Genomic DNA, 14,614 nt, shown 5'->3' on the forward strand with positions numbered 1-14,614 from the left:
AATCGTTAGCATCTACTTCTCATGTTATATACTTATGCCAAAAAAATTGATGAAGCGATTGCGTCTGCGATGATCATCTACGATTAAGGTTAATCAAGGAACCTTCAGCCTTGCAAAGACGCTTTGCGATTTTGCATCACCGGGTTGCCAATTCTTACAACATTGCAGCCCTAGCCGCTGCAAGCATCTCAGATTGGAGGTGCCGGGTTTCTCCGCTCACCCCGCAAGCGGTCGGCATCCCGCTCAAAAACTTCCTTCAACCACGCTGCGACTGCTCGGTAGCGGCCGATACTTCCTGCATCCCGATGGCTTAATAACCAGATTTCGCGGTGGAGCTCTGGCTCCTCGCTCAAGCGGCGTAACCCATTCTTTTCAGCGAGTATGCACGGCAGCAGAGCCAGTCCCATCCCCGCTTCGCAAGCATTCACCAATGTACTAACGCTACTTACACGTATCTGAAAATCGCCATCTGGTACAAACGTTTTTAGCCACAGCATCTCAGGTAGAGCTGACAGTTCTTCGCCATAAGCCATCCACGGTTGCTCAGGCCATAACTCGCGCGGGATCTGGGCAAATCGCTCTGCGCCATATACAGCAAAACCTAGATCACCCACCTTGCGCATCACCAATGCGGCATCATCTGTTGGCCGTGCTAGACGCAAGGCGAAATCGGCTTCCCTACGAGTGAATGAAAGTGCCTGGTTGGCTACGAGTAGCTGTAGCCGCAGCTGTGGATATTGCTGTAGCAGAACGGGCATATGGTCGACCAGCCAGTGGCTGAACAGAACATCGATGGATGTCAGGCGTACCGCTCCACCCACTCCGTCGGCTTCAGTACGAGTATCCATGAGCATGCTTCTCACATCACCAAATAGGCGATCGGCATAACTCAGGAATACCAGACCTGCCTCGGTGGCATGGTAGCCCGTGTTATCGCGGATGAATAACCGCGTTTCCAATGCACCCTCTGCCGCGACCAAACGGCGGCTGAGCGTTGATGGATCAATACCAAGCTTGCGGCCTGCTGCACTCATGCTGCCCTCTCGTGCCAATGCAAGCAGGAGCGGTATGTCATTCCAATCGAAGTTCAAGAGATAACCTTTGGACACGCGGTAAATTAGACCCGCGTGGGATCGTCAAGGGTGCACCATGATGAATCAGTATCCGTATAATCAGCATTGATCCTTGAAGATATTCCTAATACGCATAATTCTTTTTTGAGATTCGATACGGCGAAAAGCGAGTCGGCTTAGAATATATACATCGACAAACCGGGATACAAGAAAGTCAGAGAAATATTTTCTCCAGGCTCGATTCGTCTTGTTCTAAACGTATCTGTGTAGTACGTCTTGGGCGGGAGTGCTAACGTATTGGAACAGCACTATTCGAATTGCTGATAGTAATTGTACGATAGAGTTAATCTATAACTGACTTTTTAAATGTGCGCAATTCGACGTATTATTCTAAAGAGTGATAGTTCTTGCTCTCCAAGTTTAAGGTGGGTGCGATATCAGTTCGCAACGACGGGTAAGGGACTGGCAGCTTCCTCGTTTTCGTAAGTGGTCGATTAAAGCTAATTAGGTCTCAATTCTAGTGCGCATTTATGCTGGTGCCGTGAGCAGATTCTGAGTTCCAGAGGAGACTGAACGGGGGCTGCGTAAACATACAGGATCAGGCCAATAGCAGAGGGACAACCCTCTCAAGAGATATTACGGTTTTTCTTAAAGCGGAAAATTCTAGCCTGAGATGGGGAAAAGGCGTGAAATCCTTCATGTCGCAGCAGCACTAATACCCTAAGGGTATCACTTATAACCAAAAAACGATTAGTCATGAATCGCACTGCGGCATAGTGTCCATGGTCAATAAAAACAAATTTGGACGGACTCGGCATGACTGAAGACCGTTACACTGGCCACATTATTGATAGCCACATCCATCTTTTCGATGCCCGCCGGCCTCAAGGAATTCCTTGGCCTGAACCAGATCACCCGCTCTACGGCGTCGCCTTGCCAGCTAATTATTGGGATCTGGCATCTCACCAGCAAATTCGTGGTGCCATTGTCGTCGAGGCCAGCCCTAGACGACTTGATAATTTTTGGCTATTAGCGACGCTTCGGCAAAGCCCAGGGATGCTTGGATTTATCGGGAACCTTTCCCCTTTTGATATGCATTTCCACGATGACCTAAGTGCGCTGGAAGCTGAACCGCTGTTCCTCGGTTTACGCTATGGCAACCTGTGGGACAGGGATTTGCTGGATGACCAAATCCGGCCTGGTTTCATCGAGGCGATGCGTCGCCTGGCAGCCTCAGGACGTACCCTTGATACCGCGAATCCCAATCCGCGTCTTATCAAAGGTCTTTTACGTCTAAGCGATGCCGTTCCGACTCTGCGTATCGTCGTAGATCACCTACCCAACGCCTCGGTGCCTCATGGACAAGGGGCTGACTTTCAGCTTGATGTGTTTGAGTTAGCTGGGCGCCCTAATGTGTTCGCCAAGCTTGCAGAAATCCCGCAGGCGGACGAGAACGGCCTGGTCACAGACCCTACCTTTTATCGCGACAGGCTGGCTTATCTTTGGGAAGCCTTTGGTGAGGATCGTTGTTTTTTTGGTAGTGATTGGCCCAATAGCAATTCCATCGCGGACTTCGATAGCACTCTGAATTTGGTCAGGCAATGCTTGTCAGGCAAACCGCTTGCGGCGCAGGAAAAGTTCTTTCTGCATAACGTCTCTCGCGCGTACTCAATTCCTACTTTGCAAGGGACACTCTGATGCCTATTCGCGCTTTTCGCATGAACCTTAACCCCGGGCAAACGGATGAGTATCGCAAACGTCACGACGAAATCTGGCCTGAACTAGTCGAAGCGTTGCGCGATGCTGGTGTGTTGGATTATCGGATTTTTCTCGATCCTGAAACGCTGTCGTTGTATGCGGTGCTGACCCACGAAGATGAACACTTGCTTGATCAGTTACAAAGGCTCGACGTCATGCAGCGGTGGTGGCAGTTCATGCAACCAATCATGCGAACCCACTCGGATGGCTCTCCGATTGCGGTAGATATGCAGCCGGTGTTTAGCCTGAATCAAGGCTGAACAACTGGCAAATCCAATAACAAAAAAGGAAGCAAAACGTGGAAATTATTCTGCTGGGCGTGCTGCTGCATTTTATTGGAGGTTCGGCATCAGGCAGCTTTTACATCCCTTATAAAAAGGTACGTGGCTGGGCATGGGAAAGCTACTGGATTACGGGCGGGCTAGCGTCTTGGCTGATAGTACCGCTGATTGCGGCACAGCTCACCGTACCCGGATACCTTGATATTTTGCGCCAAGCTGACACGGTCACTTTATTTTGGACTTACTTTTTTGGAGTTCTCTGGGGGATAGGCGGGCTAACTTTCGGCCTCACGATGCGCTATCTGGGTTTGTCGCTCGGTATGTCCTTGGTCATGGGACTGACTTCAGCATTGGGCGCGCTAGTGCCGGCGCTTTATCGCGACCTGTTCACCGACGCTAAGGCCGGGACATTGAGTGAAATGGTCACCAGTTCCAGCGGTAACTGGGTGCTATGGGGCGTGGCAGTTTCTCTTGTCGGCATTGCGTTGTGTGGACGTGCCGGAGTGCTGAAGGAACGTGAGGTTTCCGAGGAAACCAAGTTCGCGAGTATCAGTGAGTTTTCCTTGGGCAAAGGTGCTTTGGTCGCGGTCATTTCCGGAGTGCTCAGTGCCTGCTTCAGCTATGGCATAACAGCCGGTCGGCCATTGGCCGAAGCCGCAGTGCAGCACGGTACCAATAGCCTGTTCCAGAACAACGTAACGTTCATGGTGATCATGTGGGGCGGTTTGACCACAAATGCCATCTGGTGCCTGTGGCTCAATAAACGCAATCGCAGCTTCGGTGATTACACCAACACGCAGACGCCGTTGTTGCGCAATTACCTGTTGGTGGCGAGTGCAGGAACGCTGTGGTTTCTGCAGTTCTTTTTCTATGGCATGGGCGAAACCCGTCTGCACAACGACGCCAGTTCTTGGGTACTGCACATGTCTTTCATCATCATCGTCTCGAACTGCTGGGGGCTATATTTCCGTGAATGGCAGGGCACCAGCGCGTCGAACAAGGGCGTTCTGGTATCCGGTATTGCGGTGATTCTGGGTGCTATCGGTATGGTCGGTTATGGCAACTATCTGAGCTGAACGTGGCCCCTATTTCCATCTTCACTTTCAAGGAGTTCTCTATGTTATTGGCAGGTAAAACCGTAATCATCACTGGCGCCTCCCGCGGTATCGGCCGGGCGGCGGCACGCGAATGTGCAAGGCAGGGGGCGCGTGTCGTGATCGGCCATAGTGGCAGCGAGCAGGGCACAGAGGCCGCGAACAGTCTGATCGAAGAAATTGCTGCGTTCGGCGGACAGGCCATCGAAGTGGGCAGTGATGCAGCCGATCCGGATACCGGCGACCGACTGGTTGCGGGTGCATTGGCAGCTTTTGACAGCGTCGACGTTTTCGTCAACAACGCAGGTATTTGCCCATTCCATTCGTTTCTCGATATGCCGCGCGAGGTTTATTTAAAAACGATCAATACTAATCTGAACGGTGCTTATTTTGCGGTTCAGGCGGCCGCCAACCAAATGAAGAACCAGGGCAGGGGCGGGGCGATTATCGCGGTAAGCTCAATCAGCGCACTGGTCGGGGGCGCCATGCAAACCCACTACACGCCGACCAAGGCGGGGTTGCACTCACTGATGCAGTCCTGCGCCATTGCGCTTGGGCCGTATGGCATCCGCTGCAATTCGGTACTCCCCGGTACCATTGCGACCGACATCAATAAAGAGGACTTAGCGGACGAAGAGAAACTCGCCTACATGACCTCGCGTACGCCGTTAGGTCGTCTTGGCGATCCGGAGGATGTCGCTGGCCCGATTGTGTTCCTGGCGTCGGACATGGCCAGGTACGTCACCGGGGCGTCGTTGCTGGTGGATGGCGGTTTATTTGTGAATTTGCAGTGAGCCAATGACTTCGGACAAATGCTCTTAGGGTACAGCGCTAGCTCACCTGAGAAGTGCATCGACCGCAGGGGAAGTCACGCCGAGGGACACGGGGTGAGAGCCTGGTGCGCTCACCCTCACCGCGTCATGCAGAGAAAAGACCTTTATGCAGGGTTACGAACTCTTGTACGGTCATAGGGGCAATACCAGTTGTCTCGCGAATGATGTTGTCTTCACCTGCGAATACACCATGTTGATAATCCAGTGCGACTTCACCCAGATGCTGTACCAGGAAATTTGATCGACCGCTCTGAAGCAATTCTTCCTTGTATTCTTCAAGCCCGATGGGTTGATAGATGATCTTGCGGCCAAGGACTTCACTGATCGCATCCGCAATCCCTTGTTGGCTCAATTCAACAGGGCCGTGGAGCGTATACGTCTTGCCTTGGTGTGCGCGTGGATTCTCAAGAATGGCCGCGATCATGCGCGCCTGATCCTCTACCGCTATCGGTGCATGACGCCCTTCACCGAAGGGAAGACGAATCTGGCCTTTGTCTAATATCTGAGCACGGAAATTAGGGTAAATGAGCCACTGCGCGAAATAGGTTGGCCGCAGGTGAGTCATTGCCAATCCTGACCAGTCAAAAACCCGCTCCGCTGTCCAGTGGTTAAGAGCCGCCATACTCTTGGATTCACGACGCGCTGAAATTTGCGACATGTTGACGACCGCTTCTACCCCAGCCTCTATCGCCGCTTGTGCAAAGCGTGCAGTAGCCTCAAGCAATTCGGGAGCGATTGGATAAATGAAATATGCGGTACGAATGCCTTCCAGGGCACTTCGGACTGCATTCAAATCCAGCAAGTTGCCGACCACAACCTCGGCACCCATTGCTCGTAGCCCAGACGAGCGTTCGTCTTCCTTGTGAACCAATGCCCTTACCGGCACACCTTTTGAGGTGAGAATCTCAATCGTTTTACGGCCGGTATTTCCCGTAGCGCCTGTGACTAGAATTGTCGGCTGGGTCATTTTTGTAGCCTCAAGGTCGTGTGCATTAGCGAATGTCCAGATTGTGCTATGTTTAGATGATAACCGAAATCTAAAGATTGGCACACTCATCAGAAGGCTCTTTTGCTATGCGTAAATCGAGACAGGAAACCATAGAAACCCGAAAGCGGATCGTAGAAGCAGCCAGCGTAAAGTTTCGAATGCACGGAATAGAAGGAACGGGACTCACCGGACTCATGGCTGCCGCTGGCCTCACACATGGCGGTTTCTACCGCCATTTCGAATCAAAGGGGCAGATCGTGGCTGAGGCGTGTGAGTCATCCATTGATTCACTCATGGGTCGTCTTGAAGCGATATTATCCGGTGAGGGGGGAGGGGGTGGTTTCGAGGCTATAGTGGCTTCTTATCTTTCAGTCAGAAACAGGGACGACTTGGCGTTCAGTTGCCCCTACGCGTCTCTGGGGAGTGAACTGGCGCGAGATGATGTACAGGTCAAAGACGTCGCAACGACTGGCCTGGAAAGAGTTGTAGATCTCTTAACCGCACAGCTGACGCAGGACTCAGGCAGTTTGGCTCGCACTCGTGCTTTGGCAGCGATTAGCACAATGGTAGGGGCGCTAACGCTCTCAAGGATTACTTCCCGGAAAAAGCTCTCAACAGAAATTCTGGATGCTGCGGTCAGTCATCTGACTCAGCCACAATAGTTACGCCAAAGGGCCGCCTTAGCAGGAGTTCCTCCAACCGTCGACGATCTCTTGTCGAGCCAACCGATGCGTGGCGTTAAAGTTCTGATTGTCGGCCAGCCAATGTTCGGTGCACGAAAGGATGCGAGACGTCAGGTAGGTTAGGGGAGAGTACTTCTGTACTCCTGATCGGAGTCGCAACTCCGGCCTACAGGCTCCAATGAATGGTTTTCCAAACAGTCTCTGACTTATGTATCCCCGATCGCCGTTTGGACAAGATATGAGGACGGACACCTGCTCTCTGAATGGTCTATCTGGTCAGCAAGCGCTATTTTATGCGAGCACGTTCAATCGGCAAAACAAAATTCAGCCTGTTGAAATGAGCTCGCCGTATATCTAGTTTTGGGGCTAGAAGCGTTTGGTTTCCGCGTCGGCGACGTGGCGAGTGGGATATCTAGATTGTCGAGTACGCCTGCATTGGCCAGCTCAGTCAGCTCGCTCTCTAGGCGATCGACGAGGGTTTTGATGGATTGCCCACTTTCGGCGCCTATCGTCAAAGCGATCAGTGTCAGCGGACTCACACGAAGAGGAGCGCTGAGGGACGTAATCATTTCCAACGTTGGGCTGCACTGACCCCGCTCCAACTTAGAAATGTACGTTCGGCTACTGACTTCGGCGAGGTTTTTCTGGGAAAGCATCCGGGTAGCGCGCATCGCTTTAAGCACTGAAGCGAAGGCTTTTTTGAGTGACATAAAAGCGTTCCTGGCTGGTTCATTTCTTCGTCAATCTGCAAGCGCCTCTCTATCTAGCATGGCGCGCAATGCATGAAGGCTACCACAGCTAGCTGGCAACATTACTCGCCTGTAAAACTCAGTATCGTTGAGTGGGGGGATAGCACAAATCAACTTGCATATCGCAAATGTGCCCTACCTTGATGGCGGGATTTGTGCTTAAAAAGCATTTGAATTATCACGCATAGTGGCTGGTTTGTCGTCCGTTTTGAAAGCCGTAGCTGATATCTAATCCGGCGATACGTATCGGGCCGATGCGTTTTAGACAATCCGGTTGCGAAGCCACCCGCATTCTCAGGGCCTCGTTGGCCAAGGTACGTTGCTAAGCATGGAGAGCGCGGGCTATGTCTCTCGGCGAGAAGCTGAAACGGTTAGTCCCCATTATCAAGAGCTAATGCGGAGTTGGTTTGCTTGTGGGGGATGGGTTATATTGTTAACTCGATATACGGATCAGAATCCTCATAAACCTTACGCTCTCCTGCTTTCAAAGGAATTTTATGTCTCGCTTAGCCGAATACCGAAAACTCGAACAGCAGCTGGCCGCTCAGCTCGCTGAGCTCGAAGCCATGAAAGACGATTCCGGCCTGAAAACTGAAATGGAGTTTGAGAGCAAACTGCGTTCGCTTCTTGATGAGTACGGCTACAGCTTGCGCGACGTAATCAACGTCATAGATCCGGCGCTTGGTGGTAAGTCGGCTCCTGTTGTCAAGGCCGAGAAAGGCACGCGCCGCGCACGTGTCATGAAGGTTTACAAGAATCCTCATACAGATGAGGTGGTTGAAACGAAAGGTGGTAACCACAAGACGCTGAAAGCCTGGAAGGCTGAGCATGGGTCTGAGACAGTGGAATCCTGGCTTTCCGTATGATCTGATGTGCGAAGCCGCCTGCATGGCGGCTTTTTTATATATTGAATCCAATCACCGCCGATGTGGCAACTGTAACGAGAAAAGGCCTAGGTCATCCTTCCTGCGGTGCTTAGAGAGCAGGAAGAACTCCATACCTAGCAAAGAGCGACCTGTAGAAGTCTATTAAAACGTCTTTTGCTCCATCTTGAGTCAATTCATATCCACCGAAGCGATAGACTTCATATCCGGCCAACCTCAGTGACCGGTCTGCTGCCATCATTTCCGAATATGCTTGAGGGTCGGCGCGGCCATCGGAATTAGCATAATGGTGCTTTCCGTCCACCTCTATCACGACTCTGACGCCACCAGGGAGCAATAGGAAGAAGTCCATCCTAAATCGTAGCAGTGCGGCTTTCCCACGCTCCGATACCGTCTGTGGATCCCAATGGAGCCAGACCTCTGGCAATAGTGCAGGGAGGTTATAACTATCAGCGCCGAAAGCTTTAAAAAATGACGTAAAGGCAAGCATCTGGGGAGGGGAGTTCTTGGGTAGGCTCTTCTTTAATCGGGAGTAAAGGCTACGCTTAGCATCTTCTTGAGATATATCCTGAGTTTCAGACCACCATGTCTGGATATCTCGCCATAGCAATCCACTTTTTTTATGGTGCGGTCGTAAATAAGCACCTTGTCAGCGTTTGAAACAATTTCAACGTCGTTATCAAGCGCGTCGCGAAACCGAAGATCAGGTTTATCAGCTGAGGCAAAAATTAGATTTTTAGGCGAGCCGCGTTGGCCGGAGCTGATATATTCAAGAGAAGGCGCCAGATAGCCGTCATCCGCCAGCGTCTCAACGAATCGGACTCCGCAGGGCTGCAAAGCTTGGTTCACCAGCACGATGAATTCACGCTGCGCGTCTTCGTCAGGACGAACGCTGGAAGATACAAGTCCTTCTAGAAAGACGACGAATCTTGCGTTGCTAGTTTGGAATGCTCCTAGTTCGTCGAAGAGTTTATGTGCGTTCCAATCATTGCCTTCTACGTAGTGGCGCATAATTTTTTCGCGCAGCGTTGCGGTACCATCATAAGAATCAAAGTCGATAAATTTAGTTTCGTGAATAGGCCAGAATTCAGATAAGCAATTATAAAAGCCTTTGTGATCTATGCTTAGATTTATTTTGGATAACTGTGACGCGGCATCTCGTCTGAAACGGGTGGGAATAACAGGATAGGGGAAGTCCAGCCAAATCATCTCCTGTAAAAAGCATCTTTCGGAGTAAGTCAATTTTAATATAGTAAGGGCTTTTATGGCCGCAGCCAAAATCTGGCTATTGCTGGAGGCCTCAACAGCACCTTGAAGCTTTTCACGTTTGCTCGGGGCCGAAGTGAAGTCCGCTAAGCCCAACTCCAAAAGTAACGGAGGGATGCCACTACCGGTGAATCGTTCTTTCTGGTCACCCATAATGCGGCTGAATCCCGCGCGTAGGTCTTCCATCTGCTCCTGAGTATGCGTCACTAGAACCTCATCAAACGTTTGAGATTGAATTAATCTGCCACGTACTGAGCCCACAGCCTCGTTAGGGGTTTTCTCACACCTTTCAAAGGCTAGGATAGCTTCTAGCGACTCGGAAGCGCTATGGAAGGTGATACGGCTGTTCCGCTTATATCTTGTGCCCGCTATTCCTATTTAAGATGACGGACTCAATGGATATTCCGTCGGCATCCATTTTGGGATCGGCGCCGGCCTCAGTATGGATTGCTCCTGCCTAGCGAAAAACTCGGAAGCCTGTGGCTAGCGCGTACACAAAAGCTTGTCTGAACACATCTCCTGACTACCTTTTCATGGCTACGAAGCAGGGACGGGGGCCTTTACTACATTCCAATACGGCTGTGCCGACTGGATATGTCGGCTGGCCCTCTGAATTGCCGGTCTCGACTCATCATCCAGATACCAGTAGCAGTAGGTGATGGCGCGGGTGATCGCTACATAGGCCGTACGGAGTGCTTCCTCGCCCTGCGCGGTGTCATATCCACACGGATCACCTATTCGATTCAGAGCAGCCTGCGCGTATAGGTCGTTCTTTGAGGGCGAGGAAGTTTTCAGGTCACAGTCACCGAGTAGAAATACAGCCTTTGCTTGGAGACCCTTGGCTGAATGGTAGGTAAGAAATTTTATCTGGTTTGAGCGTTTCTCCATCCTTGCCCTATCAAGCAAGTCCTCAAGTTCGTCGCGTGCCTCATCCTTGACGGAGTTTGAGCGCGTGAGGACGAGTATCGAGTCTCCGGCGTGGTAATGTCGTTCAACGTCAGCAGCGATTTGCTTCCAGTTCAGTTCCCGGACTTCAACTGGCACTTGGTGCCCCATTACGGAATTGTTTTTCGCAACCCCTTGCTTGTTGGGAACGCCTCCAGGGGTGCGTTTGACAATTTCCTCTGCTGCATCAATCACCATCTGATGGGAGCGATGGTTCTCTTGCATGAGCACCTGATTCGGCTCAGGCGACTCGAACACCTTGTCAAAATCGATGAGGTAGTGAGGAGAGCTACCTCGCCAGCCGTAGATACTCTGCCAGTCATCACCTACTGCCATAAGCGAAGCGTAGGCTGGTGAACCGTTGGTGGGAACTGTCAAATTGCGCCTTTCGATCTCGGCGAAGGTCGCACGAATCCACGATATAGTGTTGGCACCGACATCCTGAAACTCGTCAACAAGCAGAGTCGTCATGGGTTTTAGCACGCCCTGTGAGAGCGCTTTGAGATTGTGCGGCTTACGCTCGCTGAAGATGGCGAACATGGTATTGAACGTCATTACCGGCGGGGTCATGTTGAACAGCATGCGGGTAAAATCATTCCAGTAGATTGCCAACGCATGGAAGAAATCTCGATCCACATCGCCCTTTGGCAAGCGCATCGCCCGGATGGCTTCGAAGACGTCCAAGCCCAGATTTTCCATATACGACGCAGCGCTGTAGAAAGCTTCGGTGATGTACTGAGGAGAAATGTCACCTTCGATCTTGTAGGTGAATTTAGGGCAGGTGTTCACTGTTCACCACAGCCTAACGAAGCTGCGGGCGATATCTCGTTTTACAAGGGTAGACGGTCGGTAAGATTCAGATTTACGAAGAATCACGGGTATCAGCCTAGGCTGCTGACTCCGCCATTGCCCACCTCGCGCCCGACCGGAAACCACCTGAAGTCGGCAGTACCCCTCCAGCATTTTTGGCGTGGGGCTACAGCGGCGATCCTGACGCGCCGACGTTCACGCCTTCGGTACTGGCCTGGACCGCTGGCGCACCGGATGGGCGCGCCGTGATGACACCGAAGGAAGAAGCCGAGTACGACGCGATGTACGCGAAGGGCGGGAGAGACTCGGTGTACGCCAACCGGTTCGGCAAGATCTGCCATTCATTCGTCACCGACGGCCGCATCCAGTATCTGGGCGATTGCACGCACGGCCTGGACGGGCAGGCCGCCGAGGTGCCTGAGTGATATCGGTCATAGGGTGACTTATAAGGCTGGATGGCAAAATTACTGATGTTATGATGTCAAGTAGACATTATGTTGATAAAGGGAATTACCTATGCGTTGGATCGCTTTTTTGTTCACCCTTTTGTTTCTTAGCGCGTGCTCTGGGCTTTCGCCATATTCGTCAGTGACGCCAGTTGATCAGGCCATTAAAGCTTGTGGGCTTGGCTATTCAACTGAAGCTGGCGCCGTGTTCAAAGGCGCATACCAAGTCGCTAACACGGATACAGACAAATCCCAAGGAGTCGATTTTACAGCAAAAATGCAGGAGTCGTTAAATACACAGGTCGGCTCGATACTGACAACCAAAGAGGTCGCGGGCCGAATGGAGTCGAAGGATCTTGCCGCTGTCATTACAGGTACTCAGACTTGTGTCGTGAATCTGACAGCTGCCTACAGACCTAATACGCGCAGTGACCTAGTAAACCTTTGCGTCAAAGACCTTCAGAAAAGGATATCCGGTGCTGGATCGTCGCAATCTACAGCTAGCATCAGGGACTGGATTGTTGAAGGTCAAAGCAATGTCGGCGGCGTTGACCGTTTGAAGGTAAATGCGAGGTATTACGAATTTTCAGGTTCTTCTCAGCCTGTTAGCTTTTATTGCTTGGTCAGAAATGGCTCTTATGAAGATCTGGAGATTATTAAGTAATGACGCCTGACTGAGGGAAGTTGCGGCAGCCTCCATTTTAGCTACACGGGGCTCCTTGCCGGGGGGCTTCTGCTCTTCGGACAATTCGGCTCTCAGCTCCGTTGCTGGTATAGGCGGGAATCTCGTACCACTTTTTGTACCAAATGAGATTTTTTGGGGGATTTCAGGGGGGGAAAGCACCCCTCCAGCCCTTTAAAAGCCCCTTTTCTAATACTCCTGCTAATCCGCACATTTATCTGAGTCCTGTGTGACTCGATGGAAGAAAGGGTGACGGTTGGGATTGGGAATTGTGTGTCGGCAGGACGCCGGGGGAGGGGTGCGAGCTTGCGCAAAACCTGCGCTGGAGATCGCGTGTTTTCGTTTGCGTAACCACAATAAAACGGATTATTTGGCTTGCTCGGATGTCTATGTATTTCAATTAAATCATAGGGTTATGTGAGTCTTGACGGTAGCATGGGGTGCTAGGGGTCGAGTGTTCGAATCACTCCGTCCCGACCATATTTTTCAGTGACTTAGCCCAATCTTTTCAGGTTGGGCTTTTTCATGGGCGGGCGTTTTGCGGGACTTCATTCTGCGACCCAATCCTCGACCCTGAGGCCAGGTACCCGATCAAATTCGCGACGATTATTGGTGGCTAGAATCAGTCCCTGTGAGCGAGCATGCCCGGCAATCATCTGGTCGTAGGGGCCACTAGGCGTTCCAGCTCTGGCCAGTTCAGCGCGCAGTTGGCCGGTATGTGCCGCTGCCTCCTGATCGTATTTCAGAACTTCCAGGCGAGCCGCAAACCCTTCGACGTCTGCCAGATTTCGTTCAGGATTTGCGGACTTTTCGGCTCCGTAGATCATTTCCATGAGCGTGACTGCGCTGATGCACATCTGCCCATGATGTCGTTTGAAAACCTCACGCACCGGCTGTGGTCGATTTTTGATGGTGAAGATGCAGATATGGGTATCGAGCATGAACTTGAGCATCAGAAGGCTTCACGCTCCTGATCGGCGGGTTGCTCACGCTCGACCATGAAGTCAGCGGTAACGCCTTCGCCATCAAACCAGCTATCCCATGATTCACCGGCAGGCGTGATGATTCTGGTGCGACCGACCACGACCACATCAACGCGCTTCACATCGTCGGGTAGGGCGACAGCTTTAGGCAGACGTACTGCCTGGCTGCGATTGCTCTGAAATACGGAACCTTGTTCCATGATGAACCTCTCGGGTGACTCAAATGTAGGTTTTATCGCAGCGCCGGATCGGGATATGTTAATGGAATATACATTAGAGGTTTGATGATGTGTGAGCGATGGTTGCGACGGCTGGCAGGGACTTTTCAGGGCCGCGCCGGAGGGACTTTTGCGGGTAATTGCTGTTTTCGGTTCACCACAATCAGGCATCGTTTGCAGTGGGCGCCTGTCTATGTTGCAGTTATTAGCGGGTTTTGCACCCCGCGCCATGCATGGGGTGCTCTTTTTCATTAGCGTTGATGCCAGAACGAAAAAGCCCGGCGCTGGGGCGGGTATTGATCTGCAACAAATCGGCGTAGGGTTGTCTATTCTTGATGAAACTATTGGCCAGCAGAGGACGCACGATGCATTCAAAACTAGATATTCAGCGAGTTCTTGAAACAGCGTTTTTACCCTCAAGGTGCGAATGCATCATCGGTGCGAACGACAGCTTCTCGGTGAAACTCATCAATCCCGAATCAGGTGATATCGAGCTGTATGTAGCAAACATGCCTTTGTCTGAGCTTACTACCAGTAGATCCATAGCCAAGTTGGTGCTCTCGCTGAGAGAGCAGAGAGACCTCATGAGTAATATGGAGTTATCCATGAAGCGAATGGGGTAGGGCAGGTACGAAAAGCCTGGCGCTGGGCCGGGGTTGGATCATGATAGAAAGTTGACTCAATCCGTTCTGGGCCAGAGCGATATATCTTCTACGCGGCTAAAGCCCTGCCCTGACTGAAATATTCCGCGAACCAGGCGATCAGCAGGCACCTCGAGAAATATCACTTTCGCATACCTCGGCAGGACGCCGGAGGGCGTGACTGTGCGTGACTCTCCCAGGAGACCGCTGACAAGTAAATGCAGTAAAAAAGCCCGATCATCCTGAGCTGGACTGTCCAGCAGTAGTGCTACCTTCTACG

The 14,614-nt window shown here is 51.6% G+C and carries 17 protein-coding genes; 10 read left to right on the top strand and 7 right to left on the bottom strand.

Features of this window, described 5'->3' with window-relative positions; translation table 11 throughout:
* Window positions 1-188: 188 nt before the first annotated feature.
* Complete coding sequence (locus M2401_RS23185) at window positions 189-1,109, bottom strand: LysR family transcriptional regulator (protein WP_259106175.1); 921 nt, start codon at window positions 1,107-1,109, stop codon at window positions 189-191.
* A gap of 780 nt (window positions 1,110-1,889) precedes the next feature.
* Here M2401_RS23185 and M2401_RS23190 point away from each other — a divergent pair.
* Genes M2401_RS23190 through M2401_RS23205 form a run of 4 tightly spaced genes read left to right on the top strand, consistent with a single transcriptional unit; the run spans window position 1,890 to window position 5,000 of the window.
* Complete coding sequence (locus M2401_RS23190; RefSeq protein ID WP_259106176.1) at window positions 1,890-2,771, top strand: amidohydrolase; 882 nt, start codon at window positions 1,890-1,892, stop codon at window positions 2,769-2,771.
* A complete protein-coding gene (gene rhaM, locus M2401_RS23195; protein ID WP_259106177.1) occupies window positions 2,771-3,091 on the top strand; it encodes an L-rhamnose mutarotase in 321 nt (106 codons plus the stop codon). Before M2401_RS23190 ends, rhaM begins: the two co-directional genes overlap by 1 nt.
* A 38-nt stretch (window positions 3,092-3,129) precedes the next feature.
* On the top strand, window positions 3,130-4,188 hold the full coding sequence (gene rhaT / locus M2401_RS23200; protein WP_259106178.1) for an L-rhamnose/proton symporter RhaT: 1,059 nt from the start codon (window positions 3,130-3,132) through the stop codon (window positions 4,186-4,188).
* A gap of 2 nt (window positions 4,189-4,190) precedes the next feature.
* Complete coding sequence (locus M2401_RS23205; protein ID WP_310504149.1) at window positions 4,191-5,000, top strand: SDR family NAD(P)-dependent oxidoreductase; 810 nt, start codon at window positions 4,191-4,193, stop codon at window positions 4,998-5,000.
* Window positions 5,001-5,124: 124 nt separating this feature from the next.
* Here the strand turns inward: M2401_RS23205 and M2401_RS23210 are convergent, their stop codons facing one another.
* Window positions 5,125-6,006 (bottom strand): NmrA family NAD(P)-binding protein, encoded by an 882-nt coding sequence (locus M2401_RS23210; protein ID WP_259106179.1) that lies wholly within the window; start codon window positions 6,004-6,006, stop codon window positions 5,125-5,127.
* A 107-nt stretch (window positions 6,007-6,113) separates the two neighbouring features.
* On the opposite strand from M2401_RS23210, the gene M2401_RS34720 reads away from it, so the two are divergent.
* Complete coding sequence (locus M2401_RS34720; RefSeq protein WP_409033968.1) at window positions 6,114-6,689, top strand: TetR/AcrR family transcriptional regulator; 576 nt, start codon at window positions 6,114-6,116, stop codon at window positions 6,687-6,689.
* A 326-nt stretch (window positions 6,690-7,015) separates the two neighbouring features.
* Here the strand turns inward: M2401_RS34720 and M2401_RS23215 are convergent, their stop codons facing one another.
* Complete coding sequence (locus M2401_RS23215; protein WP_259106180.1) at window positions 7,016-7,420, bottom strand: helix-turn-helix domain-containing protein; 405 nt, start codon at window positions 7,418-7,420, stop codon at window positions 7,016-7,018.
* A gap of 536 nt (window positions 7,421-7,956) precedes the next feature.
* Between M2401_RS23215 and M2401_RS23220 the strand changes: the two genes are divergently transcribed.
* Complete coding sequence (locus M2401_RS23220) at window positions 7,957-8,325, top strand: histone-like nucleoid-structuring protein, MvaT/MvaU family (RefSeq protein ID WP_259106181.1); 369 nt, start codon at window positions 7,957-7,959, stop codon at window positions 8,323-8,325.
* Between the two features lie 540 nt (window positions 8,326-8,865).
* Here the strand turns inward: M2401_RS23220 and M2401_RS23225 are convergent.
* Both M2401_RS23225 and M2401_RS23230 read right to left on the bottom strand, forming a co-directional pair.
* A complete protein-coding gene (locus M2401_RS23225; protein WP_259106182.1) occupies window positions 8,866-9,795 on the bottom strand; it encodes a hypothetical protein in 930 nt (309 codons plus the stop codon).
* Window positions 9,796-10,146: 351 nt separating this feature from the next.
* Window positions 10,147-11,343: a 3'-5' exonuclease gene (locus M2401_RS23230; protein ID WP_259106183.1), complete on the bottom strand. Its 1,197-nt coding sequence runs from the start codon at window positions 11,341-11,343 to the stop codon at window positions 10,147-10,149.
* A 266-nt stretch (window positions 11,344-11,609) separates the two neighbouring features.
* Here M2401_RS23230 and M2401_RS23235 point away from each other — a divergent pair, with 266 nt between their 5' ends.
* Together M2401_RS23235 and M2401_RS23240 are read left to right on the top strand one after the other, a co-directional pair.
* Complete coding sequence (locus M2401_RS23235; protein WP_259106184.1) at window positions 11,610-11,789, top strand: hypothetical protein; 180 nt, start codon at window positions 11,610-11,612, stop codon at window positions 11,787-11,789.
* Between the two features lie 91 nt (window positions 11,790-11,880).
* Window positions 11,881-12,474 carry a hypothetical protein gene (locus M2401_RS23240; protein WP_259106185.1) on the top strand — a complete coding sequence of 198 codons (594 nt, stop codon included), beginning with the start codon at window positions 11,881-11,883 and terminating at the stop codon, window positions 12,472-12,474.
* 566 nt (window positions 12,475-13,040) lie between these two features.
* Here the strand turns inward: M2401_RS23240 and vapC are convergent.
* Together vapC and M2401_RS23250 are read right to left on the bottom strand one after the other, a co-directional pair.
* Window positions 13,041-13,445 (bottom strand): tRNA(fMet)-specific endonuclease VapC, encoded by a 405-nt coding sequence (gene vapC / locus M2401_RS23245; RefSeq protein WP_259106186.1) that lies wholly within the window; start codon window positions 13,443-13,445, stop codon window positions 13,041-13,043.
* A complete protein-coding gene (locus M2401_RS23250) occupies window positions 13,445-13,675 on the bottom strand; it encodes an antitoxin (protein ID WP_259106187.1) in 231 nt (76 codons plus the stop codon). The genes vapC and M2401_RS23250 overlap by 1 nt, the downstream gene beginning before the upstream one ends.
* A 211-nt stretch (window positions 13,676-13,886) precedes the next feature.
* Between M2401_RS23250 and M2401_RS23255 the strand changes: the two genes are divergently transcribed.
* Together M2401_RS23255 and M2401_RS23260 are read left to right on the top strand one after the other, a co-directional pair.
* On the top strand, window positions 13,887-14,093 hold the full coding sequence (locus M2401_RS23255) for a hypothetical protein (RefSeq protein WP_259106301.1): 207 nt from the start codon (window positions 13,887-13,889) through the stop codon (window positions 14,091-14,093).
* Window positions 14,059-14,316: a DUF1652 domain-containing protein gene (locus tag M2401_RS23260; RefSeq protein ID WP_259106188.1), complete on the top strand. Its 258-nt coding sequence runs from the start codon at window positions 14,059-14,061 to the stop codon at window positions 14,314-14,316. The genes M2401_RS23255 and M2401_RS23260 overlap by 35 nt, the downstream gene beginning before the upstream one ends.
* The last annotated feature ends 298 nt before the right edge of the window (window positions 14,317-14,614 follow it).

Origin of the sequence: Pseudomonas sp. JUb42 (assembly GCF_024807945.1) — a bacterium.
GTDB lineage: Bacteria > Pseudomonadota > Gammaproteobacteria > Pseudomonadales > Pseudomonadaceae > Aquipseudomonas.

Coding starts and splice junctions, on each gene's coding strand:
- M2401_RS23190 (WP_259106176.1), top strand. CDS start 1,890: ATGACTGAAGACCGTTACACTGGCCACATTATTGATAGCCACATCCAT.
- rhaM (WP_259106177.1), top strand. CDS start 2,771: ATGCCTATTCGCGCTTTTCGCATGAACCTTAACCCCGGGCAAACGGAT.
- M2401_RS23210 (WP_259106179.1), bottom strand. CDS start 6,006: ATGACCCAGCCGACAATTCTAGTCACAGGCGCTACGGGAAATACCGGC.
- M2401_RS34720 (WP_409033968.1), top strand. CDS start 6,114: ATGCGTAAATCGAGACAGGAAACCATAGAAACCCGAAAGCGGATCGTA.
- M2401_RS23215 (WP_259106180.1), bottom strand. CDS start 7,420: ATGTCACTCAAAAAAGCCTTCGCTTCAGTGCTTAAAGCGATGCGCGCT.
- M2401_RS23220 (WP_259106181.1), top strand. CDS start 7,957: ATGTCTCGCTTAGCCGAATACCGAAAACTCGAACAGCAGCTGGCCGCT.
- M2401_RS23225 (WP_259106182.1), bottom strand. CDS start 9,795: ATGGAAGACCTACGCGCGGGATTCAGCCGCATTATGGGTGACCAGAAA.
- M2401_RS23240 (WP_259106185.1), top strand. CDS start 11,881: ATGCGTTGGATCGCTTTTTTGTTCACCCTTTTGTTTCTTAGCGCGTGC.
- vapC (WP_259106186.1), bottom strand. CDS start 13,445: ATGCTCAAGTTCATGCTCGATACCCATATCTGCATCTTCACCATCAAA.
- M2401_RS23250 (WP_259106187.1), bottom strand. CDS start 13,675: ATGGAACAAGGTTCCGTATTTCAGAGCAATCGCAGCCAGGCAGTACGT.
- M2401_RS23255 (WP_259106301.1), top strand. CDS start 13,887: ATGTTGCAGTTATTAGCGGGTTTTGCACCCCGCGCCATGCATGGGGTG.
- M2401_RS23260 (WP_259106188.1), top strand. CDS start 14,059: ATGCATTCAAAACTAGATATTCAGCGAGTTCTTGAAACAGCGTTTTTA.